This window comes from Brevundimonas sp., from assembly GCF_046299535.1.
In the GTDB taxonomy this organism is placed as follows: Bacteria; Pseudomonadota; Alphaproteobacteria; order Caulobacterales; family Caulobacteraceae; genus Brevundimonas.
In genome coordinates this window covers 37,307-61,246 of the sequence record NZ_JBKBIB010000003.1, presented here as the reverse complement: position 1 = coordinate 61,246, position 23,940 = coordinate 37,307, and the positions used below count along the sequence as shown (strand labels likewise).

Annotated in this window: 18 protein-coding genes; 13 read left to right on the top strand and 5 right to left on the bottom strand. The window is 67.8% G+C overall.

What is annotated here, in order from left to right; all coding sequences use genetic code 11:
• Positions 1-10: 10 nt before the first annotated feature.
• The 5 genes from katG to ACK4FB_RS03105 all read left to right on the top strand — a co-directional run bounded on the left by katG (position 11) and on the right by ACK4FB_RS03105 (position 10,234).
• Complete coding sequence (gene katG, locus ACK4FB_RS03125; RefSeq protein WP_409747745.1) at positions 11-2,263, top strand: catalase/peroxidase HPI; 2,253 nt, start codon at positions 11-13, stop codon at positions 2,261-2,263.
• A gap of 163 nt (positions 2,264-2,426) precedes the next feature.
• Entirely contained in the window at positions 2,427-2,900 is a 474-nt protein-coding gene (locus ACK4FB_RS03120; protein ID WP_409747743.1) for an RNA polymerase sigma factor, read from the top strand.
• Positions 2,897-3,847 (top strand): FecR family protein, encoded by a 951-nt coding sequence (locus ACK4FB_RS03115; protein WP_409747741.1) that lies wholly within the window; start codon positions 2,897-2,899, stop codon positions 3,845-3,847. Before ACK4FB_RS03120 ends, ACK4FB_RS03115 begins: the two co-directional genes overlap by 4 nt.
• Before the next feature lie 98 nt (positions 3,848-3,945).
• Positions 3,946-7,410, top strand: a complete 3,465-nt coding sequence (locus ACK4FB_RS03110) for a TonB-dependent receptor (protein WP_409747740.1) — start codon at positions 3,946-3,948, stop codon at positions 7,408-7,410.
• A 94-nt stretch (positions 7,411-7,504) separates the two neighbouring features.
• Positions 7,505-10,234 carry a M16 family metallopeptidase gene (locus ACK4FB_RS03105; RefSeq protein WP_409747738.1) on the top strand — a complete coding sequence of 910 codons (2,730 nt, stop codon included), beginning with the start codon at positions 7,505-7,507 and terminating at the stop codon, positions 10,232-10,234.
• Positions 10,235-10,268: 34 nt separating this feature from the next.
• Here the strand turns inward: ACK4FB_RS03105 and ACK4FB_RS03100 are convergent, their stop codons facing one another.
• Both ACK4FB_RS03100 and cydD read right to left on the bottom strand, forming a co-directional pair.
• Positions 10,269-11,951, bottom strand: a complete 1,683-nt coding sequence (locus ACK4FB_RS03100; RefSeq protein WP_409747736.1) for an amino acid ABC transporter ATP-binding/permease protein — start codon at positions 11,949-11,951, stop codon at positions 10,269-10,271.
• Positions 11,948-13,552, bottom strand: coding sequence for a thiol reductant ABC exporter subunit CydD (gene cydD, locus ACK4FB_RS03095; protein ID WP_409747734.1), 1,605 nt, complete (start codon positions 13,550-13,552; stop codon positions 11,948-11,950). Before cydD ends, ACK4FB_RS03100 begins: the two co-directional genes overlap by 4 nt.
• A 151-nt stretch (positions 13,553-13,703) precedes the next feature.
• Here cydD and ACK4FB_RS03090 point away from each other — a divergent pair, with 151 nt between their 5' ends.
• From ACK4FB_RS03090 to ACK4FB_RS03070, 5 genes are all read left to right on the top strand, one after another.
• Positions 13,704-15,287 (top strand): cytochrome ubiquinol oxidase subunit I, encoded by a 1,584-nt coding sequence (locus ACK4FB_RS03090; protein WP_409748129.1) that lies wholly within the window; start codon positions 13,704-13,706, stop codon positions 15,285-15,287.
• Positions 15,288-15,313: 26 nt separating this feature from the next.
• Complete coding sequence (cydB, locus tag ACK4FB_RS03085) at positions 15,314-16,462, top strand: cytochrome d ubiquinol oxidase subunit II (RefSeq protein ID WP_409747732.1); 1,149 nt, start codon at positions 15,314-15,316, stop codon at positions 16,460-16,462.
• Between the two features lie 19 nt (positions 16,463-16,481).
• Entirely contained in the window at positions 16,482-16,628 is a 147-nt protein-coding gene (gene cydX / locus ACK4FB_RS03080) for a cytochrome bd-I oxidase subunit CydX (RefSeq protein ID WP_409747730.1), read from the top strand.
• A gap of 65 nt (positions 16,629-16,693) precedes the next feature.
• Entirely contained in the window at positions 16,694-18,088 is a 1,395-nt protein-coding gene (gene hemN, locus ACK4FB_RS03075) for an oxygen-independent coproporphyrinogen III oxidase (protein WP_409747728.1), read from the top strand.
• A 118-nt stretch (positions 18,089-18,206) separates the two neighbouring features.
• Positions 18,207-18,863: an OmpW/AlkL family protein gene (locus ACK4FB_RS03070; protein ID WP_409747726.1), complete on the top strand. Its 657-nt coding sequence runs from the start codon at positions 18,207-18,209 to the stop codon at positions 18,861-18,863.
• 77 nt (positions 18,864-18,940) lie between these two features.
• On the opposite strand, the gene ACK4FB_RS03065 is transcribed toward ACK4FB_RS03070, so the two are convergent.
• From ACK4FB_RS03065 to ACK4FB_RS03055, 3 genes are all read right to left on the bottom strand, one after another.
• The gene (locus ACK4FB_RS03065; RefSeq protein WP_409747724.1) at positions 18,941-19,573 is read right to left on the bottom strand and encodes a hypothetical protein; all 633 of its coding nucleotides are present in this window, start codon (positions 19,571-19,573) and stop codon (positions 18,941-18,943) included.
• The gene (locus ACK4FB_RS03060; protein ID WP_409747722.1) at positions 19,573-20,436 is read right to left on the bottom strand and encodes a universal stress protein; all 864 of its coding nucleotides are present in this window, start codon (positions 20,434-20,436) and stop codon (positions 19,573-19,575) included. Before ACK4FB_RS03060 ends, ACK4FB_RS03065 begins: the two co-directional genes overlap by 1 nt.
• Positions 20,437-20,515: 79 nt before the next feature.
• Positions 20,516-20,890, bottom strand: coding sequence for a c-type cytochrome (locus ACK4FB_RS03055; RefSeq protein ID WP_409747720.1), 375 nt, complete (start codon positions 20,888-20,890; stop codon positions 20,516-20,518).
• A gap of 235 nt (positions 20,891-21,125) precedes the next feature.
• On the opposite strand from ACK4FB_RS03055, the gene ACK4FB_RS03050 reads away from it, so the two are divergent.
• The 3 genes from ACK4FB_RS03050 (at position 21,126) to ACK4FB_RS03040 (ending at position 23,905) form a co-directional block, all read left to right on the top strand.
• Entirely contained in the window at positions 21,126-21,761 is a 636-nt protein-coding gene (locus tag ACK4FB_RS03050; RefSeq protein ID WP_409747718.1) for a helix-turn-helix domain-containing protein, read from the top strand.
• 99 nt (positions 21,762-21,860) lie between these two features.
• Positions 21,861-23,315, top strand: a complete 1,455-nt coding sequence (locus ACK4FB_RS03045) for a PAS domain S-box protein (RefSeq protein ID WP_409747717.1) — start codon at positions 21,861-21,863, stop codon at positions 23,313-23,315.
• Positions 23,315-23,905, top strand: coding sequence for a response regulator transcription factor (locus ACK4FB_RS03040; protein ID WP_409747715.1), 591 nt, complete (start codon positions 23,315-23,317; stop codon positions 23,903-23,905). The genes ACK4FB_RS03045 and ACK4FB_RS03040 overlap by 1 nt, the downstream gene beginning before the upstream one ends.
• The last annotated feature ends 35 nt before the right edge of the window (positions 23,906-23,940 follow it).

Sequence of the window (23,940 nt, the reverse complement as noted above, 5' to 3'; positions counted from 1 at the left end):
GAGGAACATCATGGACGGTGAACAGAACGGCGACCCCCTGGGCGGCTGCCCGATGAAGAAACAGGGCGCCCTGCGCTCGCTTCTGGGACGCACGAACCGCGACTGGTGGCCCAATCAGCTGTCGCTGGAAATCCTTCACCAGCAAGGGATCAGCGGCGATCCCATGGGCGACGACTTCGACTACGCCGAGGCGTTCAAGTCGCTGGACTACGAGGCGGTCAAACGTGACCTGCACGCCCTGATGACCGACAGCCAGCCCTGGTGGCCGGCGGACTACGGTCACTATGGCCCCTTCTTCATCCGCATGGCCTGGCACTCGGCGGGCACCTACCGAACCGGCGACGGCCGCGGCGGCTCCACCTCCGGCTCGCAGCGCTTCGCGCCCCTCAACAGCTGGCCGGACAACGCCAATCTGGACAAGGCCCGGCGCTTGTTGTGGCCCATCAAGCAGAAGTACGGCGCCCAGCTGTCCTGGGCCGACCTGATGATCCTGGCCGGCAATGTGGCCATCGAATCCATGGGCGGGCCGGTGTTCGGCTTCGGCGGCGGCCGCGCCGACATCTGGGAGCCCGAGAAGGACATCTACTGGGGCACCGAAGAGGAGTGGGTCGGCTCCGAAGGCGCCCCGACCCGCATCCAGCCGGACAAGGAAATGGTGCTGGAAAGCCCGCTGGCCGCCATCCAGATGGGCCTGATCTACGTCAACCCCGAAGGGCCGGGCGGCAATCCCGATCCGATCCAGTCGGGCCGTGACATCCGCGAGACCTTCGCCCGCATGGGCATGAACGACGAGGAGACCGTCGCCCTCACCGCCGGCGGCCATACCTTCGGCAAGTGCCACGGGGCCGGCGACGCTTCCAAGATCGGGGCCGAGCCCGAGGGCGCCGACATCGCCCAGCAGGGTCTGGGCTGGCAGTCCGGCCACGAGAGCGGCATGGGCGACCACACCATCACCTCGGGCCTCGAAGGCGCCTGGACCCCCACGCCGATCCAGTGGGACATGACCTATTTCGAGATGCTGCTGGACCACGAGTATGAACTGGTCCGCAGTCCGGCGGGCGCCCAGCAGTGGCAGCCGGTGGGCAATCCCGACGAGACCCTGGCCCCCGCCGCGCATACGCCCGGCAAGCGCGTCCCGACCATGATGACCACGGCCGACATGGCCATGAAGATGGACCCGGCGTATCGCGCCATCTCCGAGCGCTTCCGCGCCAATCCGGACCAGTTCGCAGACGCCTTCGCCCGCGCCTGGTTCAAGCTGTGCCACCGCGACATGGGGCCCAAGGCCCGCTACCTGGGCCCGGAAGTGCCGGCCGAGGACCTGATCTGGCAGGATCCGATCCCGCCGCTGGACCACCCGGTGGTGGACGCCAACGACATCAGGACGCTGAAGGGCAAGATCGCGGACTCGGGCCTCAGCGTGTCCGAGCTGGTCACCACCGCCTGGGCCTCCGCCTCGACCTATCGCGGGTCCGACCACCGGGGCGGGGCCAACGGCGCGCGCATCCGCCTGGAGCCCCAGCGCAGCTGGAAGGTCAACCAGCCGGAACAGCTGGCCAAGGTGCTGCAGGTCTACGAGCGCATCAAGGCCGACTTCGACGCCACGGCGGCGGGCGGCCGCAAGGTCTCCATCGCCGACCTGATCGTCCTTGGCGGCTCCGTCGGCATCGAGCAGGCGGCCAGGGCCGCCGGCCACGAGGCGCAGGTTCCCTTCACCCCCGGCCGCACCGACGCCAGCGCCGAACAGACCGACGCCGACGGCTTCGACGTGCTTGAGCCGAAGGTGGACGGTTTCCGCAACTATCTGGGCGTGCGCTACAACGTCCCGACCGAGGAGGTGCTGGTGGACCGGGCCCAGCTGCTGGGCCTCAGCGCCCCGCAGATGACGGTTCTTGTGGGCGGCCTGCGGGTGCTGGGCGCCAACCACGACGGCTCGAAGCACGGCGTCTTCACCGATCGTCCGGGTCAGCTGACCAACGACTTCTTCGTCAATCTGCTCGACATGGGCACGGCCTGGAAGGAAGTGGACGATCGGGGCGACGAGGTCTTCCTCGGCACCTGCCGCAAGACCCACGAGGAGAAGTGGACCGCAACCCGCACCGATCTGGTGTTCGGCTCCAACTCGCAACTGCGCGCCCTGTCGGAAGTCTATGCCGCTTCGGACGCCAGGGAGAAGTTCGTCAAGGACTTCATCGCGGCCTGGGTGCAGGTGATGAACGCCGACCGCTTCGACCTGGCCCCGGCCCTGCGCCGCGCGGCCTGAGGCCTCACGGCAAGGCCATCGACGGCCGGGCGCCCAGCGCGCCCGGCCGTCCCTTTGTCTGTCGCTTTTTTTGAGCCCGGCGGGGAGCGGGAAAGATTTAGGCCCGCACTCGCGTCCGTTTTCACCGGCCCGAACGTCTGCTTAAGTTGAGACGGGGGTTTGAATGGCGCTCACGGACATACTCAGGAAAGCGAGACGGGCCGTGATACGTCAGGGGATATCCGCCCACGACGCCGATGACATCGTGCATGAAGCGTTCCTGAAGGTGGAGCGCTATCAACAGGCTCACGAGGTTCGCAGCCAGGAAGCGCTTCTGGTCAGGGCGGCGGTGAACCTGTCCATCGACCGCCGCCGGCGAAACAGTCTCATGCCCCTTGCGGAGGGGGCCGAACTGCACGAAATCGCCGACGCCGCTCCCGACCCGGCCCGCATAATGGAGGCGAGGGCCCGGTTGCGTCAGGTGACGACCGACCTGTTTCTGCTGCCCGAACGCACACGACGGATTCTCTTGAAGCGCCGACTGGACAACATGAGCTACGCCGAAATCGCCATGTCCGAGGACATGACCGTTGCGGCGGTGGAGAAGACCGTCGCCCGCGCCACCCTCCAGCTCATGAAGGGGGGCTTGCGATCATGAGCCGCCTGAATCACGCCCGGCGTATCGACGCTGAAGCCGCCGCATGGCTGGCCCGGCTGGAAGGGGAGCCTGATCCGCACGTGTCTCCCGCGCTGGACGCCTGGCTGGCCAAGGATCCTGCTCACGCGTCGGCCTTCGCGCGGGCGAGCGAGATCTGGGCGATCCTGCCGCGGGCGGCGCGCTACGGCGAGGAAGAAGCCCGGATGCACCGCACGGCGGGCAGCGGGATGCGTCTTCGACCCCTCGTGGCCCTCGCCGCCTCGCTGGTGCTCGGCCTTGGAGTGCTGTGGTGGTCGCTGGGCGGGCCTGATCGGTATTCCACCAGCCCGGGCGAGCAACAGGTGGCGACCCTGCGCGATGGAAGCCGCATCGCCCTGAACACCGACTCCCGCGTCGGGGTCCAGTTCGACCAGAGCCGCCGTCACATCAGGCTTGATCGCGGCGAGGCGATGTTCGAGGTCGCGCACGACGCGGACCGCCCGTTCGTGGTGATCGCCGGGGACACCCGCATCGAGGCGCTGGGCACGGTGTTCATCGTCAGGCGCACGCGCGAAGAGGTCATCGTCACCCTGATCAAGGGGGAGGTCGCGGTCAGCCGAAGCGAGCAAGGGGCGCCGGGCGCGCCTGACGCGGCCATGGTCCTGCGTCCCGGCGAGCGCCTGACCGAGCCCCAGGCGGGGCCGGCGCGCATCGAGGCGGCGTCCGTGGAAGCCGCCACCGCGTGGCGCCGTGGCCAGACCGTGTTCGAGGACACACCCCTGGGCGCGGCCGTCACCGAGCTCAATCGCTATGGCGGGCCCGCGATCGTGATTCAGGACCCTCGCGTGGCGGCCCTTCCGATCTCGGGCGTCTTCACAACCAACGCCCCTGACTTCGCCGAGGCGGTGGCGGAACTGCACGGCCTGTCGGTCGAGAGACGGGAGAACGCCCTGCACCTCGGACGGTAACCCTCGTGATTTTTTTGTGTCGCATTCGTGTCGGGTTTGCGGCGCACCATCGTCTATCCTGATGGGAGCATGACATCTCGCTCCCCAAAGGGGGACATATGTATTCACGCAACTTCGCGGCGCTGGCTGTCAGCGCCAGCGCACTGGTCCTGACTGGGACGCATGCCCAGGCGCAGGCTCTTTATTCCTTCGATCTGCCGGCCCAGCCGCTTGAAACCTCGCTCCGCGCCGTTGCGTCACAGACCAATACCAATGTGGTGTTCTCGGGCGACGAGGTGCGCGGGCTGACCGCGCCCGCGCTGCGCGGCAGTTTCTCGGCGGAGGCGGCTTATCGCGCCATGCTGCAGGGCTCCGCCCTGAGGCTTGCGGTCACGGACGGCGGCTCGTTTGTGGTCAGCGGTTCTGCGGCCGCGCGGGAGGCGCGGCAGGGGCAGGGCGGCCTGATCGGCAACGTCTCCGTCGCGGGCGGCGTCCGGGGGTCCGACGGCGCGCTCGTGCGCATTGTCGAGACCGGGCAGACGACCCGGGTGGACGAGTTCGGCAGCTTCCGGTTTCCAGCCCTGCCCGCGGGTGACTACACCGTCGAGGTCTCGTTCCTTGGGTATGAGACCCTCCGGGAGCAGGTCGCCATTCCCGCGGGCGCGACCCGCACCCAGAACTTCACCCTGAGCCAGGGGCCGGCCACGACCGTGGAGGATCTGGTCATTTTCGGGTCCCGCAGCGCCCGCGCCAATGCGCTCAATCTTCAGCGCACGGCCGAGAACAGCGCCGACGTGATCTCGGCCGATGATCTGGGCAATTTCACCGGCACCACGTTCTCGGAGGCCCTGCGGCGCGCGCCAGGCGTCGCGTTTCAGCGCAACTCCGTGACCGGTGACGGGACCAATGTGATCGTGCGGGGCCTGGAGCCCGACATGAACGCGGTGAAACTGAACGGGTTGAACCTGCCGGTGGGCAACGGCGTGGGACGCTCCGCCGACCTGTCGAACCTGCTGGCCGACTCGGTGAGCCGCATCACGATCAACAAGTCGCTGCTGCCCAGCCATGACAGTTCCGGCACCGGGGGGCTGATCGAGATCGAGACCATGTCGCCGCTGGACCGGCCCGCTCGTTACGCCAATTTCCTTGTGGAAGGCGGACGCGTGCCCGATGACTTCAGCCAGGACTTTCTGGTCTCGGGAACGGTCGCCCGCTCCTTCGGCGACAATTTCGGCCTGAGCGCCTCGGTCCAGTACCGGAGTCAGGACACCCGTTCGATAGCGTATGATGCGGGCAGCAACGGCGGCCGCATGAACTTCGGCCGTTACCTGCCGCTTGACGCCCTTGCACGGGATGCCGGCGGAAATCCGGTCCTCAACGTCAACGCCCTCGATCCCCTCCTGAACTTCCCGTTCATCGCGGGCGAAGACCAGGCCTATCCCAATGGGCTGGTGACCAGCTTCTACCATGACGAGACCGATACCCTGGCCGCCACCCTGTCCGCCGAGTGGCGGATTGGCGGCCACACGAATCTGAAGCTGGATGTGCAGCACGCGGAGTCCAGGAGCGACTTCTTCGCCCTGTCGGACACGTTCTCCACCGGGGCGGAGTATGTGATCCTGCCCGGCGAAACAAACCCCCAGCTGGTTCTGGATCTGTCGCCGGGCAACGCCGGCATCTCGCGGTCGCAGTCGTACACCTACAATCGCGACGTGCGGAAGATCACGGACACCTTCAGCCTCAGCGGGCGCACCAGCATGGGCGCTTTCGAGTTCAACTATCTGGCCGGCTACGCCCACGGCACGGAACGGCATCCGGCCAGTTTCACAACCCAGTTGCGGATGCCCGACACCGATGCGACCGCCGACCTGTTCCTGCCCGAGGCGACGGACCCGCAGACCGGCCGGATCGTCACCGGGTTCGGTCCGCGACAGGGCAGCGGCATTCCTTTGCCCCTGCTCAGCGACGCGGGCTGGGCGGTGGTCAACGATCCTTCCGCCTTCGTGATCGAGAACGCCAGCGGCCAGCTTGACCGGTTCGAGGGCAGCAACGACCGCTACACCGCCAGCGGCAGCGCCCGCTGGACTTCCGGCGTCGGCGGCTGGCTGAACTACGTGGAGGCGGGCGGCTTCTACGAACGGGCCGAGTTCCAGAGCGGCAATATCCGGAGCCAGATCGGCGGCGGCATTCCGGTGTCGGCCCTGGGTCTGCAATTCACGCCTTCGGACCTGACCCGCATCGGCCTTCGGGAGCCCGGCTTCTCGACGCTCAGCGAAGCGACCCTTCGCGGGTTCGTGGACAACCTGGGCAGCCTTGCAGGCGGCCCTTCGGGCCTGACGCTCACCCCGATCGTGCCCCATCCTGACGAGGGCAACCAGAACACGCTGGAGAGCAATTTCGCCGGTTACCTTCAGGCGCGTATCGATATCGGCAAGCTGGAGGTGATCGGCGGCGTGCGCTTCAATCACACCCGGCTTGAGGCGACCAATCTCAGCTTTCCCGTCTACACAGGTCCGATCCTGCCCGAGAACGGGGGCGGGGTCGGCGTGGACATGATCTTCCAGAACGAGTTCACCCAGCTGGTCACGGAGGAGACGGTGGCTGAGGACTGGCTGCCGCGCGTGCTGTTCAACTATCGCCACAGCGACGACCTGATCTTCCGCGGCGGCTATTTCCTGTCCGTGGCCAGACCGGCGATCGGCCAGCTGTCCAGCGAGACCCGCGTGGCCTTCATCAACTTCCCGATTCCGGGACCCGAAGGCGTCAAGCCGATTCTGCAGATCAACAGCGGCAATCCCAACCTGCAGCCGGCGACGACGGACAATTTCGACCTCAGCGCTGAGTATTATTCCGGCATCGGCATCTTCAAGCTGAGCGCCTTCTACAAGCGCATCGACAATCTGCTGCAGACCAACATCACCAATGGTCCGGCCACCCTGGCCAACGTGACCCTGCCGGACCACCCCTATTTCAACGGGGCGCCCTATTTCGATCCGAACAATCCCTCCAGCGTCTTCATCACCGGCGGAAGCCCGGTGAACAGCGACGAGGTCGCCGAGATCTGGGGGCTGGAATTCCAGGCCGAGCGCCGGTTCGACTTCCTGCCCGGCGTCTGGGGGGGCTTCGGGATTTTCCTGAACCACACCTGGACGGAAAGCTCGCGGGCCGACCGTTACAACTGGAACTACGGGACGCCGCCCGACGACGTCTACACCTTCACAGGCCTGCCGTTTGTGCAACAGCCCGCACACTCCGGAACGGCGGCGCTGACCTATAACAAGTACGACATCGATGCGACCCTGGCCTATGGCTACCAGTCGCGGGGCCTGTCCCTGTTTCAGCCGCGCGGTCTCAGCGTCTACACCGAGGGCGTGGAAACACTGGATTTCCGGGGGGAATACTATCTGCGTCCCAGCTTCGGCAGCTTCCGCATCTTCGCAGAGGCGAACGACCTGCTGAACGGCAGGTCCGACCCGAACCTGGAGCAGACCTTCGGCGGGGAGGCGGGGGCGCCCACCATCTACACCCGCGCCACCTATCTGGGGGGCCGCAGCTTCAGGATCGGCCTGTCGGCCACGTTCTGATCTGCAGTCTGTCTCGGGGGCGGGGGACCCCCCCCCAACACCAGCCGCACCCCCCTCACGCGCCGGCCGCACCCCTCACACGTCAGGAAACACCATGAAGACGATGATGCTGGTGCTGTTCGCATCGGCTGCGGTGGCGCTCAGTTCGCCCGTATCCGCCACCCCCTCCGGGGAACAGGCGCTGCTGCCCTACGAGCAGTTCACCCTGCCCAACGGCCTGAGGGTTGTGGTGCACGAGGACCACGCCGCGCCCAAGGTCGCCGTGGCCGTGTGGTATCATGTGGGGTCCATGAACGAACCGGCGGGCCAGACCGGCTTCGCTCACCTGTTCGAGCATCTGATGTTCAACGGATCGGAGAACCATGACCACGAGTACATGCCCCCGCTTCAGGAAATCGGCGCCTCGGCGGTCAACGGCGCCACCACCCTGGACCAGACCTACTACTACGCCGTGGTTCCGACAGGCGGACTGGAACGGGTGCTGTGGCTGGAGTCCGACCGCATGGGCTACCTGCTCGGCGCCGTGACGCAGGAGAAGCTGGATGAGCAACGGGGCGTCGTCCAGAACGAGAAGCGCACCCGCGACAACCAGCCCTATTCGATGATGCCGGAACTGCGGGCCGAGGCGATCTTTCCGTCCGACCACCCCTACCACCATCCCATCATCGGCTCGATGGAGGATCTGGACGCCGCCTCGCTGGAGGACGTGCACGCCTGGTTCCACCGGTACTACGGCGCCTCCAACGCCGTGGTGGCCCTCGCCGGCGACGTGACTGTGGAGCAGGCGCGCGAACTGATGACCCGCTATTTCGCCAGCGTGCCGCCGGGCCCGCCCATCGGACGCATGACCGAATGGACGCCCATGCTGGAGCGAGTCAGGACTGCGATTGTCGCCGACAATGTGCCGCAGACGGCCATATCGTGGAGTTGGCCTGTGCCCGGCAACGACGCCGAGGACCGGCAGGCCCTGCGCATGGCTTCGTCGATTCTGGGGCGCGGGCGGCTGTCCCGCCTGAACCAGGCGTTGGTCCTCGATCGGCAACTGGCCAACAGCGTTTCCGCCAATTACGAGGGCGCGGCCATCTCGGGCCTGTTCAACATCGAGATCCGGCTGCAGCCTGGCGTGGACCGGGCCGAGGCCGAGGCGGCCCTGCAAGCGGTGCTGGACCAGTTTCTGGCGGAAGGCCCCACGGACGAAGAGCTGGAACGGGTCAAGATCACGACCTACGGCGACACCGTCCGCATGCTGGAGTCCCTGTATCTGCGCGCCATGATGCTGGCGGGGGGCACGATCGGGCAGGGCAATCCCGGCCAGTTCGAGCTTGACCAGGCGGCGTTCGACGCGGTTCAGGCCGATGAGGTACGGGCGGCCGCACGCCAGTGGCTCGGGCGACCCAACTACCGGCTGACCGTCATGCCCCAGACGCAGTACGCGGCCGGACCGGATGGTGCGGACCGTAGCCGCCTTCCGCCCATGGGACCGGCGTCCGAACTGGCGCTGCCGCCGGTGCGGGAGGGGCTGCTCTCCAACGGCATCCGCGTCATCCATGTCCAGCGCGACGGCACGCCCACAGTGGACATGGTCATGGCGTTTGAGGCCGGCGGCTCCGCTGATCTGGGCATGAAGCCCGGCCTCCAGGGCTTCACGGTCGGCCTTATGGATGACGGCACGGCCGGCATGACCGGCCAGGAATTCGCCCAGGCGCAAGAGATGCTTGGCGCGCGCATCTACGCCCACAGCGACTCCGACACCACGATTTTTGCGCTCTCGGCCCTCACCCGCTCGCTGGACGAGACCCTGGCGCTCTGGGCGCAATACATCCGCGCCCCGACCTTTCCGCCGAGCGATCTGGAGCGCGAACGCGCCCTGGCTCTGTCGGGCCTGCAACAATCGCTCGCTGATCCCACCAGCATCGCAGGGCGGGTATTCAACAACCTGATATACGGCGACCACCACAGCTATGGAGGCGCGCTCGCGGGTCGGGCGGATGTGATCAGGTCCTACAGCCGGGAGGATCTGGTCGCGTTCCATGAGCGCTTCATCCGTCCGGATAATGCGATCATCTTCGCCGCCGGCGACGCGCCGTTCGACGAGTTGAGGGCCACGCTGGAGGACCGCTTCGGGGACTGGACGGCGCCGGCCGCCCCACGGGGCGAAACCCGTGTGGACCCCGTCGCCGACCAGACGGCGCCGCGGGTCGTCATGGTCGATCGTCCCGGCTCGGTTCAGTCGGTGATCCGGGTCGGCCATGTGGCGCCCGGCGGTCTGGACGAGCGTCTTTTCGATCTCGGCGTGCTGAACGGCGTGCTGGGCGGCGGCTTCACGTCACGGCTCAACATGAACCTGCGTGAGGAAAAGGGCTGGACCTACGGGGCCGGGAGCTATGTGAGCGAGGCGATCGGTCCCCAGGCGTTCGTCGTGTCCACCAGCGTTCAGACCGACCGCACCGCTGACGCGCTCGGGGAGATCGCCCGGGAGCTCAACGACATCAGCGGCTCACGACCCACAACGCCGGAGGAACTGGAGCTGTATCGCCGGGGTCAGGTTCTGACGCTGTCGGACCGTTTCGAGACCAACAACGCCATGGTCGGGTATCTGCGGCATGTCACGCGCTTTGGTCGTCCCTATGAATGGATCACGACCCTTCCGGATCGCTACGCCGCCCTGACGCCCGAAACCGTGACGGCGGCGGCGTCCATGCTCAATCCTGACGCCATGACCTGGGTGATCGTGGGCGATCTCTCCATCATTGAGGCGGACGTGCGCGCCCTGGGGCTCGGCGATGTGGAGATATGGGACGCGGAAGGCGTTCGCCTGCGCTGATCAGGGTGGCCGAACGGCCGACCCGCAGGCGGGGCTACCACATAAACCCGGCGTCGATTTCAAAGGGCTGGACCGGCGGATATGTTCGCCGATGTTCAGCCCCGTCTCGGGGCTGATGGTGCTGGATGTCGAGCCGGTACGGGCAGAGACCGAGCGGCGCGGGCCGGTGGCTGACTATAATGAGTCCCTGACCGGTGTGCGCCAGTCGGCGTTCCAGCGCCGCGAGCACCCGGGTCTCCAGGGCGGCGTCGAGACCCTCGGTCGGCTCGTCCAGCAGGAGCCAGGGCGCGCGGCGCAGATAGGCGCGCGCCAGGCCCAGCCTGCGGCGTTCCCCGCCGGAGAGAAACTCGCCCCCCGCGCCCACCGGTGCGTCGAGGCCGCGCGGGTCGGTCTGGATGCGGTCCGCCAGCGCCGCGTCCTCAAGAGCGCGCCACAGGGCGGCGTCATCGGCCGGGCCCGCCAGAAGCAGGTTCTGGCGCACCGTGCCGTCGAGCAGGCGAACGTCCTGGGCGGCGTAGGCGAACAGCGCGCGCCGCCCCTCCGGACCGATGTGCGCAGCGTCCGTCTCGCCCATGAACCACTCGCCGGGCAGGGCGGGGCGCAGGCCGGCCAGCCGCTCGATCAGGCTGGTCTTGCCCGCGCCCGAAGGCCCCGAGATCGCCAGCCGCATGTCCGGCCTCAGCGCGATATTATGGCCGGGCAGTTCCAGATCTTGTGATGTGGCTGCGACCTGCAGGTCGACAGACGGCGCGGATGTCAGGTCGTCCAGACGGGTCATGGCCTGCGCCGCGGCGCCGTTCTGATGCAGCGCGCCGGCGAGCCCCGATGCGGCCTCCACGCCCATCACCGCCGCCAGCGCCGCCAGGGCGGTCATGGGCAGGGAGGCGCCGACGGTGGCGGGCACAACCAGCACCACCGCCAGGGCGGTCACGCCCGATTGCCATAGCGCGATCCATCCCGCCGCCAGGGTCAGGCGGGTCTGGATGGCGTCGTGCCGGGCGGCCACCGAGGCGACGCTGTCGGCGGCCCAGTCCTGCAGCCCGTAGGCCTTCATTTCGGGCGCAGCGGCCTCCAGCGCGCCGATGCGGTTCTTGAGCGCGCCGATCGCGACCTGCAGTTCCCGCCCGGCCGGATCGGCCAGCCGCCGCGCCAGAACCACGGACCCGACGGCCCCGACGCCGAGGGTAAGGGCAAGAAGCAGCCCCGCCGTGGGCGTCGCCATGCTGGTCAGGATGATCGCGGACATGGCCCCGGCGCCGAGAGCCCACGGCGTCGAAAGGCGCACGAACACGGTCTGGATCGCATCCACGTCCTGGATCAGGCGCGCGGACGCCTCGCCCGAGGACAGGCCGAGGGCCCGTTCCGGCGGGGCGGCGGCCAGCGCCCTGAACAACTGTGGCCGCAGCCGGGACAGGGCCCGCAGGGCGGCTTCGTGGCCCGCCACCCGCTCCACATAGCGCGCCCCGGTGCGGATGATGGCCAGCAGGCGGATGATCGCGCTGGGCATCAGATAGTTGAAGGTCTGGGCGGCCAGCAGGCCCGCCACGCCAGCCAGGGCCGCGCCGGTGATGAACCAGCCGGACAGGCCCAGCAGACAGACCGCCGCCACCGAGACCGCGGCCCCGCCCGCGGCCGCCAGCCTGAGCCGGCCGCGCTCCAGGCGGCGCTGCCCGGCGACCATGGCGCGGATGCGCGCGCCCGCGACGCCCCGGCTCACAGCCGCACCACGCGGTCGGCCATGGCCGCCACGGCCGTGGAGTGGGTGGCGATCAGGGTGGTGCGCCCCTTCGCAGCCTTTCGGATGACGTCGAGCATGGCGGTCTCGCTCGCGGAATCCAGATTGGCCGCGGGTTCGTCCAGCAACATGAGGGGCGCGCGTTTGAGCATGGCGCGGGCCATGCCGAGCCTGCGGCGTTCGCCGCCGGACAGACCGCCGCCGCGCTCGTCCAGAACCCGATCCAGCGACAGGTCGAGCCCCGCGGCGCGGGCGGCTTCGGACACCTGCTCCAGCGAGGCGGTCTGGTCGGCGACCCGGATGTTGTCCGCCAGGGTTCCAGGAATGATCACGGGGTTCTGACCCGCCCAGGCGATCTGACCGGCGAAATGGCCCGCCTCGCCGAGGGACGCGCCGCCGACCTCCACCTGGCCGCCGGACAGAGGCGCGAGGCCGAGCAGCAGGTGCAGGAGGCTGGACTTGCCCACCCCGCTGGCGCCGGTCAGGGCCACGATCTGGCCGGGGCGCACATCCAGGGTGAAGCGGTCGATCACCGGCGCGCGACCGCCGTAGGCGATGCGCACCTCGTTGAACCGGACGCGGGGCGCGGTCATCGGCAGGTCGACCTGACGCTCAGGCACGGCCGCCTCGACCATCAGCGAAGGGACGGCGGCCTCGGCGGCCTGCCGGTCATGATAGGCCGCAGCGAGGCGGCGCAGCGGATGATAGACCTCCGGGGCCAGGGCGAGGACGAAGAACGCCTGGGCCAGGGTCAGAGCCTCAGGCACGGGAAACGGCAGCAGGCCGAGCAGGTTGAAGCCGCAGTAGACGGCCACCAGCGCCACCGACAGGGCGGAGAAGAACTCCAGCACCGCCGAGGACAGGAAGGCCACCCGCATGACCCGGGCCGAGCGGGTCTCCAGCTCGCGCGAGGCGTCGGCGATCTCCTCGCTCACCCGGGCTTCGGCGCCGAAGGCCAGCACGGCGGGCAGGGCGCGGATGCGGTCGATGAACAGGCCGGACAGCCGCTCGAGGGCCGAGAACTGGCGGCGGCTTTCAGCGGCGGCGGCGGACCCGGCCAGGGCCATGCCGACGATGAAGGGCAACAGGGTGAAGACCAGCAGACCCGCCGTGACCGGGCTGGCCATGGCCGCCGCCGCGATGATGATCAGCGGCGAGACCCCTGCGGCGATGCGCAGCGGCAGGAAGCGGGCGTAGTAGCCGTCCAGCGCTGCAACACCCTCGACCGGCGCGGCCAGACGGTCGGCCGAACGACGACCCCGCCGGAAAAGATCCGCCAGCAGCCGGGCGCGCACGTCGGCCTTCACGTCCCTGGCCACCGTCGCGCCCATGGTCAGCATGCCCTGGCTGACGAGCCCGCGCAGGATCAGGCTGAACACCGCCAGGGCGAGCCAGGGGGCCGCCGCCGCGAGTCCGTCTCCGAACCGGGCGACGGTCATGGCCAGACCGCCCGCGAAGCCGATGGCCGGCGCCACGTCGGCGACGGTCAGCAGCGTCGTGACCGCGACCTTTCGCTTCCAGGGTCGCGCCGTGGCCTTCAGCCAGGCGGCGGGTGCGAGGTCGCGCGCTGCGGTCATGGTCATGATCAGATGTCGTCCCGGAAACTCACCGGATTGCTCTAGGTCCTGCGGCGAATGCGCACTTTGATCAGGATCAAAGTCGGGGAAGCCTGGTCCCGGCTAAGGGCCGTGAGACATCGGTCGTCGGGGCCGATTCCAGGAGTCCTCAGCCATGATCGACCTTGCGGTCGTCGACCTCTCCAGGCTGCAGTTTGCGCTGACAGCCCTCTACCACTTCCTCTTTGTGCCCCTGACGCTGGGGCTCTCGTTCATGCTGGTCATCATGGAGTCGATCTATGTGATGACCCGCCGGCCGATCTGGCGGACGATCACCCGGTTCTGGGGTCTCCTGTTCGGCATCAATTTCGCGCTCGGCGTCGCAACCGGGATCACCATGGAGTTCCAGTTCGGCATGAACTGGAGCTATTACAGCCACTACGTCGGGGACATCTTCGGGGCGCCGCTGGCGATCGAGGGGCTCATGGCCTTCTTCCTCGAAGCCACCTTCGTGGGCCTCATGTTCTTCGGCTGGGACAAGCTGAAGCCGGTGACGCACCTGTTCGTCACCTTCCTGGTGGCGCTGGGCACCAACCTGTCCGCCCTGTGGATCCTGATCGCCAACGGCTGGATGCAGAACCCGGTGGGTTCGGCCTTCAACCCGGAAACCATGCGGATGGAGGTGACGGACTTCATGGCCGTGCTGTTCAATCCGGTGGCCCAGGCCAAGTTCGTCCACACGGTCTCCGCCGGCTATGTGATCGCGGCGGCCTTCGTGCTCGCCGTGTCGGCCTTCTACCTGCTGCGGCGGCGCCATGTGGGCTTCGCCAAGCGGTCCATGACCGTGGCCGCGGCCTTCGGCCTGGCGGCGTCCCTGTCGGTGGTGGTGCTGGGCGATGAGAGCGGCTACGCCCTGACCGACAACCAGAAGATGAAACTCGCGGCCATCGAGGGCATGTGGCACACCCACGAAGCCCCGGCCGGGCTGAGCATCGTCGGCATGCCCAACATGGCCACGCGCGAGACCCGCTACGAGATCCAGATTCCGTGGGCCCTTGGCATCATCGCCACCCGCAGTCTGGATGGCACCGTCGACGGCATCTTCGAACTGGTCGCCATCGCCGAGGACCGCATCGAGCGGGGGGTGCTGGCCTATGACGCCCTTGAGCGGATCAAGGCCGACACCACCGACGTGCAGGCCCGTGCGGACTTCGAAATACACCGCAACGATCTGGGCTACGGCCTGATGCTGCGGCGCTATGTGGAGGATCCCCGCGACGCCACGCCGGAGCAGATCATGATCACCGCCTGGGACACCGTGCCCAATGTGCCGCTGATGTTCTGGACCTTCCGGATCATGGCGGGGATCGGCTTCCTGATGATCGCCCTGTTCGCCACCGCCTTCATCCTGTGCACCCTGCGCAAGCATGAGACACGATGGTTTCTGTGGACGGCCCTGCTGGCCATGCCCCTGCCGTGGATCGCCGCCGAACTGGGGTGGATCGTCGCGGAAGTGGGTCGCCAGCCCTGGGCGGTCGAGGGGGTTCTGCCCACCTTCCTGGGCGCGTCCAGCCTGACCGTTCCGCAGCTGTGGACCACGATCATCGGCTTCACCCTGTTCTACGGCGCCCTGGCCGTCGTGGAGGTGGGACTGATCCTGCACACCATCAAGAAGGGGCCTTTCCACGAACACAGCCTGTTCGGGGACTCCGACCCCCAGCCCGCCGAAGCCGCGCGGGAACCCGCGCCGACCGTGGCCTGACCTCGTCTTTCAAAGGATATCCGATCATGGATCTGCCGATCGATTTTGCGACGCTACGCGTCTTGTGGTGGGGCTTGCTGGGGGTGTTGCTGATCGCCTTCGCCCTCACCGACGGGTTCGATCTGGGCGTGGGGGCGCTGCTGCCCTTCGTCGCCCGGACCGATGAAGAACGCCGCATGGTGATCAACACCGTGGGCGCGACCTGGGAGGGCAATCAGGTGTGGTTTGTCCTCGGTGGCGGCGCGATCTTCGCCGCCTGGCCCCTCGTCTATGCGGTCAGCTTCTCGGGCTTCTACCTGGCCATGTTCCTGGTGTTGTCAGCCCTGATCCTGAGACCGGTGGCGTTCAAGTACCGGTCGAAACGGACGTCGCCGAAGTGGCGGGCGTTCTGGGACTGGAGCCTGTTCGTCAGCGGCTTCGTGCCGGCCCTGGTGTTCGGTGTGGCGGTGGGCAATGTGCTGCTGGGCGCGCCGTTCCGCCTGACCAGCGAACTGCGGATCTTCTATGACGGCACCCTGCTGGGCCTGTTCACCCCCTTCAGCCTGCTGGCGGGCCTCCTTTCCGTCGCCATGCTGGTGGTGCACGGCGCGGCCTGGCTGAGCATCAAGGCCGAACGGGGACCGGTGCTGGACCGGGCCAGAACGTACGGCACCATCGCCGCCATCCTGTCGCTGATCCTTTTCGCGGCCGGCGGCTTCTATGTGGCGTACGGCGGCGTCGGCTATGCGGTTACCGGCGTGCTGGACGTCCAGGGCCCGTCCAACCCGCTGCGCGCCCTGACCGAAGCGGTCCCGGGCGCCTGGCTGACCAACTACCAGACCTGGTCCTGGATGATGGCGGCGCCGGTTCTGGGCTTCCTCGGCGCCCTGGCGGCCCTGGCCGGCATATGGCGGCGGTCGGCGGTTCTGGCCTTCGGCGGCTCGTCCGTCTCGACGGTCGGCATCATCGCCACGGTCGGTCTGTCGATGTTCCCGTTCATCCTGCCCAGTTCGATCGATCCGGCCTCCAGCCTGACGGTCTGGAACGCGTCCTCCAGCCACCTGACCCTGTTCATCATGCTGGTGTGCACGATCATCTTCCTGCCGCTGATCCTGATCTACACGGCCTGGGTTTACCGGGTGCTGTGGGGCCGCACCTCCACCGCCGAGTTGAAGACCAACCCTGACCTCTACTGAGCCGAGGAGCTCTTATCCCATGTGGTACTTCGCCTGGATTCTGGGCCTGGGTCTGGCGGTCGCCTTCGGCGTGCTGAACGGCCTCTGGCATGAATTCCGTCTGTTCGACGAAGGGGACCACGGGCTCTCAACGCCCGAGCCCGACGACGCCGAAGCCGGTCACTGACCCTCCACTGTCGCGGCGCTTCCCTTCGGGGACGCCGCGACCTTTTTCTTTAGAGCGCGCCTCACATGCTCAGCCACCGCCTGCCTGACCGCTCCGCAGCCCTGTCTCGGGAGACCGTGAAGGATCTGATCGCGCGCTATGACGCCCACGCGCCGCGCTACACGTCCTATCCCACCGCCGCCCGGTTCACGGCGGACGTGGACGGAGCGCGGTGGGGCCAGTGGCTGTCGACGGCGCCGGTCGACACCCCGATTTCGCTGTATCTGCACATCCCGTTCTGCAAGCGCCTGTGCTGGTACTGCGGCTGCAACACCCGGGCGATGAACCGCGTGGCGGTGATGAGCAGCTATGTGGACCTGCTGCTGGCCGAGGCGGATCTGGTGCTGGCCCACATCGGGCGGCGCGTCCGGGTGGGGTCGATCCATCTGGGCGGCGGCACGCCCAACATGCTGCCGCCCGAGGAACTGGAACGGCTCATGGCGGGCCTGGCCGCCCGGTTCGACCCGTCCGACTGCTATGACATCGCCGCCGAGCTGGACCCCGAAGTTCTGACAGACGACTGGATGCGGGCGGCCGGACGGATCGGCCTGAGCCGCGCCAGCCTCGGCGTTCAGGACCTGTCTCCCAAGGTGCAGGCGGCGGTCAACCGGCCGGAGTCCTTCGAGTCCATCCGCCGCGCCGTCGAGGGCCTGCGGGCGCAAGGGGTGACCTCGCTGAACCTGGACCTGATGTACGGCCTGCCGCTGCAGACCGAGGTCAATGTGGTGACGACCCTGGGCCAGATCACCGATCTGAAGCCCGACCGCATCGCCCTGTTCGGCTACGCCCACGTGCCGTGGATGAAGCCCCACCAGAAGCTCATCCGCACCGAGGATTTGCCGGACGCCCGCGCCCGTTTCCTCCAGAGCCAGGCGGCGACACGATACCTTCAGGCCAAGGGCTGGACCGCCATCGGCCTTGACCATTTCGCCCTGCCTCACGACTCCATGGCCGCGGCCCAGCGGGCGGGACGCCTGCGCCGCAATTTCCAGGGCTACACCACCGACACGGCCCCGACGCTGATCGGCCTGGGCGCCTCGGCGATCAGCCGGACGCCGCAGGGCTACGCGCAGAACATCGTCCAGGAGCGCGACTGGCGCCAGGCGGTTCAGGAGGGGCAGCTTCCCGTGGCGCGCGGCGTCGGCCTCAGCGATCAGGACATCCTGATCGGCGCGCTCATCGAACGGCTGATGTGCGACTTCGTCGTGGACGTGGAGGCGTGCACACGGCTGCACGGCCTTGATCCCGACAGCCTGCGGGAGGTCTGGAGCCGTTTGGAGCCCTTCGCGGCGGACGGCCTCATCGAGATCAGGGGCGCGCAGGTGACGGTGACGCCGCTGGGCCGCCCCTTTGTGCGCGCCGTCTGCGCGGTGTTCGACGCCCACGCCGTGCCCGCCGATCGTCATGCACGGGTGATCTGAAACGTCTTTTGCAGCAAGGACTTGCGCTAAATCAAGGCGCAGGCTCAGGCCCTAGATCATCCTCTGCACAAGACGCCGAAGAGGCTGCATGAGGCGGCCTGGCGTCGGGGATGACATCATGAAAGCGACGACTTTTATCCTCACCGCCCTGGCCGCGGCGGCCTGCGCAGCGCCTGTTCTGGCGCAGACGGAGGACGCCTGGCGGGCGCCGCGCGCCGGCGAATGGCTGATCTCTGCGCGGGTCAGCAATGTGTCGTCGGGCGCCGACGACGCGATCCTGACCGCCGCCGGCGTAGACACCGGACTGAGCGTGGACGTGGGCGACAGCACCATGCCCACCCTGGGCTTCACCTACTTCCTGACCGACCACTTCGCCGTCGAGGCCATCCTGGGCACGACCAGGCACGAAATCCGCGCCCGGGGCGGGGCGACCGATGTGGCCGTGCATGAAACCTGGGTGCTGCCCCCGGTGGTGACCCTGCAATACCGGCCGCTGACCGAGGGACGGTTCAGCCCCTATGTGGGCGCGGGCGTGAACTACATGGTGTTCTACAGCGGGGATGACCTGAACGGTTTCTCGGTGGACCTGGACGACGGCTTCGGCCTGGCGCTGCAGGCCGGCGCCGACATCGGTCTGCAGGGGCCGTGGAGCCTGAATGTGGATGTGAAGAAGATCTGGTTCGACACGGACGCCGCGATCAACGGCGGCGCCCTGACCAGCGAGGTCAGCCTGGATCCCTGGGTGCTCTCGCTGGGCGTGTCGCGTCGGTTCTAGAGCCGGTTGCGCAAGACGGCATGAAGCGGCCCCCGATGCGGGGCCGCTTCTCTTTCAGGCCACAGCCGGGTCCCGGCTCAGGCGCCGGTCGACGCCGAGCCCGGGGACCGGAAGGCGTACAGGGCGGCCGCGACCGGAAAGACTACGGCGTATCCAAGGATGCCGATGTTGCGGATATCCATCCGCCCGAGGACAGGCCCCAGCAGCCCGATGAGGGCGAGGGCGGCCGCCAGCAGCAGAAGGCGGCGGATCAGCCTGCTGCGAACGGCCGGGGCCGCGCAGAGCAGGGCCAGGGGAAAGAACCCGTCCCATGCCAGGATGTCGATGGCGTAGACCACCGACGGCCACTCGAAGGCGAAGACGCTTGACCACGCAGCGTCCGTGAAGGGCGGTGTCCGGCTGAGGGCGAGGATCGAGAAATGAACCGCCGAGGTCAGCGCCGCAGCCACCGTCATGAAGGCGACCGCGAGTAGCGCTCCGGTTCTTGCGACGGGCGCCGCCTCTGCATGGATGTCCGCCATCATCGCCACCATCAGCGGCGCGATCAGAAGGATCAGGCCCTCCATCAGGGTGAACCACGGATCCGGGATCGGAGCGCCCTGCGGGGCTGTCGCCAGACCGATCACGAGGACCACCAGATAGACCGCACCGAGCCCGGCGAGAGCCGCAGAGCTGCGGCCCCGCCGTCGCGGCCTCAGCCGGCGGGGCATCAGTGGGCGAGCAGGACCGGGAATTTTGGATCCTTCAGCAGGGCGCCGGTCGCGCCGCCGAGCAGGAAGTCGCGCACCCGGGAATGACCGAAGCCGCCCATCACCAGCAGGTCTGCGTCCTGCTGGTTCATGTAGGTCTCCAGCACCTGGCCTATGGGCCGGCCGGCGGCGTCCACCTCGTCAACCGTCGCCTGTACGCCGTGCAGCGCCAGATGGCGGACAACCTCTTCACCCTGGCCGGACCTGACCGAGGCCTTTTCACCGACCACCGTCAGAATGCGGACATCGCGGGCGGCGACAAGCAGGGGCAGGGCGTCCCCGAGCGCGCGCGCCGCCGAGCGGCTGGCATCCCAGGCCACGACGATCCGCTCGAACGTCGCGCTGTCCCCCAGCGGAGCCGCCTCCGGGAAGATCAGGAGCGGCCGGCCTGACGAGAACAGCATCGATTCCGCCGCCGCCCTGTCGATTTCCTGCTCGGGGCCGATCGAGACCATGCACATGTCGGAGGTCCGCGCCGCGCCTGACAGCGCCTCGGCTTCGCCGAACATGTCCACGTCGCGGATGACAGTCCGGTTTTTCAGTCCGCGCCCGGCGGCGATTTCCGACCACGCCGCGACGGTCTTTTCGGCCACGGCTGCGCATCGCCGGTTTTCGTCCCGGATCAGATCGTCGGTCTGGGCCAGGAAATTCGCCAGACGGTTTCGCGTCGGCGGGATCTGGACCCTGAAGACCAGGGCGGCGAGTTCGCCACCACCCGGTCCGCAGCCCAGCCGCATGGCCATGGCCGCAGCGTTGCCCATGGCCGACTCCGGAATCGGGGTCGGGTAGGTGAAGAGGGGCAGCAGAATATCTTTGTACGGCATGGCGGCCTCGGGCTGAGCGACAGGGTGCAGGTCAATGGATGATCAACGGGCCGGCTGACCGGCTGAGGGCGTGGTCCGGTTACAGCCGGCCCTCGCGCTCCAGCCTGCGAAAATAGGCCATCAGATCGTCAATCTCGCTGGCCCGGTACCGGTAGGGCGGCATGTCGGGATGGGAGCTCACCAGGCCTCGGCCGAAGTCCTCTTCCAGGAGAAAGAGATCACGCCTGGTCGCGACCTCGCGGAACGTCGGCGCGGACGGCAGCGGGCTGACCCCGGTCAGTCCCACCGCATGGCAGCCTGAACAGTTCGAGCGCACGATCAACTCCGCGCGCTCGGCGGCCGCGGCTTCCATTCCGGTGGAGTCGAGACGGGCGTCACCTGTCGCAGGCAGCTCGGGCGACGGGGCGCAGGCGGCGGCTGACAAAGCCAGGCCGGCGATGAAAAGGTTACGCATGACGTCACTCCTTGAAGCGCCGAAGCGCCTGGCTGCGCAGGCAGTCCCTTGGGGCGCAGTAGGGAAGCCTGCGCCCCACCGGGCCCGAATGTGTCGCGGAGATTGTCGCACCCGGCTGCCCCCCGCCATGATCCAGATCAAGGGCACGCACGCCCTCCGTAGAATCCCTTAGGGGCCGCTCCGGAATTTCGGTCGTTCCGACGCCTCTCTAAGGTTGGGACCGAGGAGAGAGCCCATGACTGTTCTGGATTTCGGCGTTCAAGCCCCCCGCAGCCAGGAGCCCCTGGATGGGCTTGGCGTAAGGATGGTGTTCGCCCGGGGCGAGGACATATACGCCCAGGACGAGAGTGCGGACCTGCTGTACCGCGTGATCTCGGGCGCCGTGCGCACCACACGGATCATGAGCGACGGCCGGCGCCAGATCGGCGATTTCTATTTCAGCAACGATATGTTCGGCCTTGAGTGCGGGACGACCCACCGGTTCGCGGCAGAGGCCCTGACCACCTGCGAGGTGCTGGTATTCAAGCCCGGCGCCGCGCTGCCGGGACACGCCGGAGATACGCGCATCCAGGCCGCCCTTTGGGAGGCGACCACCCAGGAACTGGAGCGGTCGCGTGAGCATCTCATGCTGCTGGGGCGCCATACGGCGCTGGAGCGGGTCGGCGTTTTTCTGCTGTCGCTCAGCCGCCGTATGGGTCGTGGCGAGCTGGCCATGGGGCGCCAAGACATGGCGGACTATCTGGGCCTGACCATCGAGACGGTCTCGCGCATGCTGTCCCAGCTCCAGGTCGAGGGCGTGGTCGAGTTCTTCGGCGCCCGCCACTACCGGCTGTTGCGGCCCGAACGGCTCCGGGCCTGGGCCGACACCTGAGGGTGCGTCGGGATCCCGGCCGAGGCATTTCCGGAAAGAAGTGGCGGCGTCAGGCGCGCGCGTGATAGGTCCCGTGGCCTCTCCTTTGCGGCGGTGGGCATGCGGCTAGGCAACCTGACGGCAGTCAAGAGGGATGACCTCGTCCGGGGCGTCCTGGCGGTGGTCGCGGGCCTCGCCGTCGTGCTCATGCTGCGCTTCGGCCTGGACGAGACTTTCAGCGACCGCAGTTTCTTCCTGCTCTATCTTCCGGTCGTGCTGCTGTCGGCGGCGGTTGGCGGGCGCACGCCCGCCCTGGCCGCCACGGGCCTGTGCCTGATCCTGTCTGTCCTGTTTCTCGGCGACGCGCTCTGGCTCAATGGCGCCAACATTCTCGATGCGATCCTGTTTCTGGTCGTCGGCCCCCTCATCGCGCAGATGGGCCAGGCGAACCTGATCCGCAGACGACAGGCCGTCGCACGTCAGGCCCAACTTCAGTCGATCCTGGATACGGTGCCAGAGGCCATGATCGTGATCGACGAGAAAGGCGTCATCCAGTCGTTCAGCGCCACGGCCGAGCGGTTGTTCGGATGGCGGGCCGCCGAGGTGGAGGGGCGGAACGTAAAGGTGCTGATGCCGTCTCCGTACCGGGAGGATCACGATGCCTTCATGGAGCGGTATCGGACCACCGGCGAACGTCGCATCATCGGGATAGGCCGCATCGTCGTCGCCCAGAGGCGTGATGGATCCACCTTCCCCATGGAACTGGCGGTCGGCGAGGCGAAGTTTCACGGGGACCGTTTCTTCACCGGCTTTGTGCGCGACCTGACCGACCGGCGCGAGCAGGAACGTCGGTTGCAGGAACTACAGGCCGAGCTGGTGCACGTTTCCCGCCTGAGCATCATGGGCGAGATGGCGTCGTCGCTGGCCCATGAACTCAATCAGCCCCTGGCCGCCATCAACAACTACATGAAGGGCTCCGCCACCCTGCTGGAGCAGGCCGACCCCGACCTCGAAAAGGTGCGGGCGGCGCTCAGGAAAGCGGGAGACCAGGCGATACGGGCCGGCGATGTGATCAGCCACCTGCGGGAGTTCGTGGCCCAGGGCGGCACCGAGCGCACGCCGCAGGATCCGGTCAAGATCATGGAGGAGGCCAGCGCCCTGGGCCTGATCGGCGCCCGCCCCCTGGACCTGCGGGTGTCTTATCAGTTCGATCGGAACGTGGGCCCGGTGCTGGCGGATTCGATCCAGATCCAGCAGGTGGCGCTGAACCTGATCCGCAACGCCATTGAGGCCATGGCAGGAGCGCCCCGGCGCGATCTGGTCATCGGCGTGACGGCTCATGACGAAGGCTTCGCCCGGATCTGGGTCAGCGATACCGGCAAGGGTCTGGCGCCCGAGGTTCAGGCCAGACTGTTCCAACCTTTCGTCACCACCAAGGCGGACGGCATGGGCGTGGGCCTTTCGATCTGTCGCACCATCGTGGAGGCCCACGGCGGGTCGATCTGGTGCGAGCCGAACGAGGGCGGCGGGACCATGTTCGCCTTCACCGTTCCCTTGGCTGGAAAGGAAGCCTGATGAGCGATCGTCTGGTTCATGTGGTGGACGACGACGACGCCATGCGCGAGTCCCTGTCCTTTCTGCTGGACGTGGGCGGCCACGCGCACCGCACCTATCCGCAGGCCCAGGCCTTGCTGGACCGGGGAAGCGATCTCGAACCGGGGTGCATCGTCACGGACGTGCGCATGCCGGGTCTGTCGGGGCTCGACTTGCTGCGGCGCATCCGGACGCTGGAGCTACCCCATCCGGTCATCATCATCACGGGCCATGCCGACGTGTCCATGGCGGTGGAGGCCATGAAGGCGGGGGCGTGGGACTTTCTGGAGAAGCCCTTCGACGACAAGGCGTTTCTCCGGCTCGTGGAGGCCGCCCTGGCCGTTTCGGCGCCGGCGGCGTCAGCGGGCGCGCCCGAATGGCTGGGCCGTCTCAGCCCCCGGGAACGGGACGTGCTGGCGGGCGTGGCGGCGGGCCAGTCCAACAAGGAGATCGCGCGCGACCTGCAGATCAGCGCGCGCACGGTGGAGGTCTACCGGGCCAATCTGATGACCAAAGCGGGCGTGCGCACCCTGTCCGATCTGATGCGGCTGGCCCTGGCGGCGGGATACTGATCCGGCCCGGCCGCAAGTCCCTTTGATCTGGATCA

Coding starts and splice junctions, on each gene's coding strand:
- cydB (WP_409747732.1), top strand. CDS start 15,314: ATGGATCTGCCGATCGATTTTGCGACGCTACGCGTCTTGTGGTGGGGC.
- ACK4FB_RS03050 (WP_409747718.1), top strand. CDS start 21,126: ATGACTGTTCTGGATTTCGGCGTTCAAGCCCCCCGCAGCCAGGAGCCC.
- ACK4FB_RS03070 (WP_409747726.1), top strand. CDS start 18,207: ATGAAAGCGACGACTTTTATCCTCACCGCCCTGGCCGCGGCGGCCTGC.
- ACK4FB_RS03105 (WP_409747738.1), top strand. CDS start 7,505: ATGAAGACGATGATGCTGGTGCTGTTCGCATCGGCTGCGGTGGCGCTC.
- hemN (WP_409747728.1), top strand. CDS start 16,694: ATGCTCAGCCACCGCCTGCCTGACCGCTCCGCAGCCCTGTCTCGGGAG.
- ACK4FB_RS03040 (WP_409747715.1), top strand. CDS start 23,315: ATGAGCGATCGTCTGGTTCATGTGGTGGACGACGACGACGCCATGCGC.
- ACK4FB_RS03115 (WP_409747741.1), top strand. CDS start 2,897: ATGAGCCGCCTGAATCACGCCCGGCGTATCGACGCTGAAGCCGCCGCA.
- katG (WP_409747745.1), top strand. CDS start 11: ATGGACGGTGAACAGAACGGCGACCCCCTGGGCGGCTGCCCGATGAAG.
- ACK4FB_RS03110 (WP_409747740.1), top strand. CDS start 3,946: ATGTATTCACGCAACTTCGCGGCGCTGGCTGTCAGCGCCAGCGCACTG.
- ACK4FB_RS03045 (WP_409747717.1), top strand. CDS start 21,861: ATGCGGCTAGGCAACCTGACGGCAGTCAAGAGGGATGACCTCGTCCGG.
- cydD (WP_409747734.1), bottom strand. CDS start 13,552: ATGACCATGACCGCAGCGCGCGACCTCGCACCCGCCGCCTGGCTGAAG.
- cydX (WP_409747730.1), top strand. CDS start 16,482: ATGTGGTACTTCGCCTGGATTCTGGGCCTGGGTCTGGCGGTCGCCTTC.
- ACK4FB_RS03065 (WP_409747724.1), bottom strand. CDS start 19,573: ATGCCCCGCCGGCTGAGGCCGCGACGGCGGGGCCGCAGCTCTGCGGCT.
- ACK4FB_RS03055 (WP_409747720.1), bottom strand. CDS start 20,890: ATGCGTAACCTTTTCATCGCCGGCCTGGCTTTGTCAGCCGCCGCCTGC.
- ACK4FB_RS03120 (WP_409747743.1), top strand. CDS start 2,427: ATGGCGCTCACGGACATACTCAGGAAAGCGAGACGGGCCGTGATACGT.
- ACK4FB_RS03060 (WP_409747722.1), bottom strand. CDS start 20,436: ATGCCGTACAAAGATATTCTGCTGCCCCTCTTCACCTACCCGACCCCG.